This is a genomic window from Nocardia nova NBRC 15556 (genome assembly GCF_001613005.1).
Taxonomy (GTDB): domain Bacteria; phylum Actinomycetota; class Actinomycetes; order Mycobacteriales; family Mycobacteriaceae; genus Nocardia; species Nocardia nova.
Genome location: NZ_BDBN01000172.1, coordinates 1 through 3,406, shown reverse-complemented (window position 1 = coordinate 3,406; position 3,406 = coordinate 1). Strand labels below are relative to the sequence as shown.

Below are 3,406 nucleotides of genomic sequence, written 5' to 3'. Positions count from 1 at the left end.
CGGGCGGCCCCGGTGGACCAGGGCAGCAAGGTCCGGGTCGACCGGGACCGCAATCCGCTGCGAGCGGGCCGAACGCCCCGAGGCAGCAGGTTCCGGGCGGGCCGGGACAGGGCCCCGGAGCCGGTACGAACGGACCTGCTCAGCAGGGCCCCGGTGGCCCCGGCGCGCAGGGACGTGGACAAGGTCCGCAGCGTCCCGGCGGGCAGAACCCCCAGGGCCCGGGTGCACAGGGGGCCGGGCGGCCGGGACCGCAGGGTCCAGGTGCGCAGGGCCCAGGCCAGCAGGGTCCCGGCGCGCAGGGGCCAGGTGCACAAGGCCCGGGAGCGCCCGGCCAGCAGCGTCCCGGTGGGCCGGGGCAGCTGGGAGCGGCGGCGGCACTCGGCGCACAGGGCCTGAAAGGTCCTGCGGCGCAAGGTGAACAAGGCCAGCGCCCCGGCGGCGCATCGTCACCCGCCGATACCAAGATGACAGCGCCGACACTGTCCGCGCAGCCGGCCGGCCCGGGTGGACCGAACCGGCCGGGCGCACCGGGACAACCGGGCGGACCGGGCCAGCTGGGTGCACCGCGCCCGGTGGCGCAGCCCCAGCGAGTACCGGCGCCGGAACCGGGACCGGACGCCGCGCCGGGACAGCCCGCGCGCAGTAAGCGCTGGCTGCTGCTCGCCGGCGGCACGGTCGTGGTGGTGATCGTCGCGATCGTGGCGGTGGTCGCACTCGTCACCGGCGGATCCGACAATTCGCCGGAGGCACAGGTCAAGGGCGCGGTCAACAGCTACACCAACGCACTGGCGTCCGGAAACCTGAGTCAGCTGCAATCCGCGACGTGCGGCAAACTGCACGACTTCTATCAGAACATCGCGCCCGATCAGTACGCCGGCGTGCACAAGCTGGCGGTGGATCAGAAGAAGATCCCGAAGGTCGCGGGCGTGGACGGCGTCCAGATCACCGGGGACAAGGCCGTCGCTCAGGTCGACATCTACACCGATGCCGATCCGAGCCGCTCGACCGCCCGCACCTTCGATCTGCAGCAGACCGACGGCGGCTGGAAGGTGTGCGATCCCGCCGGTGCCGCGCAGTAGACGCGCCGGAGTCGATGACGTGCGTCACCTTGGTGTCACATCGCGCCGCTTCCCGGCGATGCACGTCACAGACACCTGGTCAGCGGTCCGGTCCGCCGATAGCATGGCTCGGATTGTCACCCGCCGACCCTCCGCCGATCTGTTCCGGGGCGGTCGACCGGTGCTGTCGTTTACGCAGTAAGAATCGAGCAGGGAGCAAGGGACATGCCGGAGCTGGCACCCGACGCGCCGGCATCCACGGCACTGGCCGGTCGGCATTACCGGATTCGGGACCGCTACGAGGTGGGCAGGGAGAAGGTCCGCGAATTCGCGCGGGCCGTGCAGAACCATCATCCCGCCCACCACTTCGAGGCCGACGCCGCCAAGCTCGGCTGGGATGCCGTCGTGGCGCCGCCGACCTTCGCCTCGGTGCTCGGCATGGCGACCACCCAGGCCCTGCTCGACAGCGTGCTCAGCGAATACGACCTGTCGCAGATCCTGCAGACCGACCAGGTCTTCCACATTCACCGCCCGATCCTGGCCGGCGACGCCCTGCGCAGCGAGGCGGAGATCGAATCGATCCGCCACCTGCGTGGAAACGATTTCATCACCGTGAAGGCCACCATCCTCGATGCCGAGGACACCGTCGTTCAGGTGGGACTCACCACCATCGTGGCGCGCCTGGGCGCCGAGGTCGACGCCGATATCGTGCGGCTGGTCGAAGGTGTGGTCATGCATCGCCGGGAGGTCGGCGCGACCACCCCGGAGGTGCTGATCCCGATCGCCGCCGAGGAGGCCACCCCCGAACCCGGGCTCGCCGAATCGCGCAGGGACGTCACCGTCGAGACTCAGCCGAATTTCGACGATATCGCGGTGGGCGACCAACTGCCCCCCGCCACGATGCGGCTCACCCGCGGCGATCTGGTCAACTACGCCGGTGTGGCGGGTGATTCCAACCCGATCCACTTCAGCGACCGCGCGGCCGAACTGGCCGGCCTGCCCACCGTGGTCGCGCACGGCATGCTCACCATGGGCCTGGGTGCGCAGTATCTGACCTCGTGGCTCGGAGATCCGGGCGCGATCGAAAGCTACAGTGTCCGCTTCTCCGGATACGTTCCGGTGGAACGTCATTCGCCGGCGCAGATCGACTTCTCCGCCAAGATCAAGTCGCTGGATCCGGAGCGCCGGGTCGCGACGATTCTGCTGAGCGCCACCTCGGCGGGGAAGAAGCTGTTCGGCCGCGCGCTGGCCGAGGTCCAACTGTCCTGACCGCCGGCTCGAACGTCAGTCCAGCCGGGCGTGCATCAGGTAGACGTTGTAGTCGCTCCAGGTGCTGACGGTGAAGTACAGATCCGAGGACGTCGACCACGGGTGGATGAATCCGCCGTAGAGTTCGGGGTATTCGGCCGAGACGTGCAACAGCGGCGAACTCGGCGACCACAGACCCTGCGGCGTGTTCGATTCGCGCACGACGACCGCCGCCTTCGCGGTGTCGAGATAACTCATCTGCCAGACACCGCGTGCGCTGTCGTAGCGCACCGACAGTTCGCCGGCCGGTCCGTCGACGATCGGTGTGGCGGAAGCGGCTCCGCCGACCGGAGTCCAGGTGCCGTCGCGCCAGTACTGGTAGGCGGAGGTGTCGAGCACGTGCTCCGTGGGCACCCGGGCGAGGCCGACCGAGCCGAGCCGCGTATTCGGCGTGCCGAACAAGTAGACGTAGTCACCCTGCGGAACCATCGCCGACACCTGGAAATTCGCGAGGCCGAAGATATTGTCCCAGTGCGCGTGCGGATCCTTGGTCCAGGTCTGCCCGTGGTCGTCGGAGTACGCGATACCGCCGTAGTTGGTGTAGAAGGTGCCCGGCAGGCTGTTCCAGGTCCGAATCGACATGTAGCTCATGAACTGCCGGATGCCGTCGGCCGAACCTCGATGCGGCAGCGCGAAACCGGAGGTCGGAATCGTGGTGATCTCGATATTGTCCTTCTTGCGACTGGCGAGCACCTCGGCGGCGTGACAACGATCGTCGGTGACCATGCGGTCGATGATCATGCCCTTGCCGAGGTCGCGATTCGTGCTGAAGGCGAGCAGATTGCTGCGCCAGTCCTCGCCCATCCCGCCCGGCGGGTGGAACCCGTGCCCGACGGTATCGCCGAAGGCCGTCGCGATCTCCCCCGGCGCGCTCTCCCACATGATGCCCAGGTCGGTCCCATTGACCTGCCAGCGCTTGTCGGTGCGGTTCACCGAATTCGCGCCGGTCTCCTTGGCGACCTCGCGGACCTGACTCACCCTCGGCGCCGGCCGCGCGGCCACCGCCGGCCCCGGTTCGGTCGGCGGTGCGGCTCGCGGCG

At 69.1% G+C, this 3,406-nt stretch carries 4 protein-coding genes; 2 read left to right on the top strand and 2 right to left on the bottom strand.

Translation table 11 applies throughout. The annotated features are described in order from the left end of the window. A partial coding sequence (locus tag NN2_RS38290; protein ID WP_218022100.1) for a hypothetical protein occupies window positions 1-422 on the bottom strand: 422 nt, incomplete at its 3' end. A 42-nt stretch (window positions 423-464) separates the two neighbouring features. On the opposite strand from NN2_RS38290, the gene NN2_RS35465 reads away from it, so the two are divergent. Beyond that, window positions 465-1,079, top strand: coding sequence for an Rv0361 family membrane protein (locus NN2_RS35465; RefSeq protein WP_063019620.1), 615 nt, complete (start codon window positions 465-467; stop codon window positions 1,077-1,079). Window positions 1,080-1,283: 204 nt separating this feature from the next. Beyond that, on the top strand, window positions 1,284-2,327 hold the full coding sequence (locus tag NN2_RS35460) for a fused (3R)-hydroxyacyl-ACP dehydratase subunits HadA/HadB (RefSeq protein ID WP_063019618.1): 1,044 nt from the start codon (window positions 1,284-1,286) through the stop codon (window positions 2,325-2,327). 15 nt (window positions 2,328-2,342) lie between these two features. On the opposite strand, the gene NN2_RS35455 is transcribed toward NN2_RS35460, so the two are convergent. Beyond that, a partial coding sequence (locus tag NN2_RS35455; protein WP_063019616.1) for a glycoside hydrolase family 183 protein occupies window positions 2,343-3,406 on the bottom strand: 1,064 nt, incomplete at its 5' end.

Excerpts from the sequence above, each read along its gene's own strand:
- NN2_RS35465 (WP_063019620.1), top strand. The coding sequence starts at position 465 with ATGACAGCGCCGACACTGTCCGCGCAGCCGGCCGGCCCGGGTGGACCG.
- NN2_RS35460 (WP_063019618.1), top strand. The coding sequence starts at position 1,284 with ATGCCGGAGCTGGCACCCGACGCGCCGGCATCCACGGCACTGGCCGGT.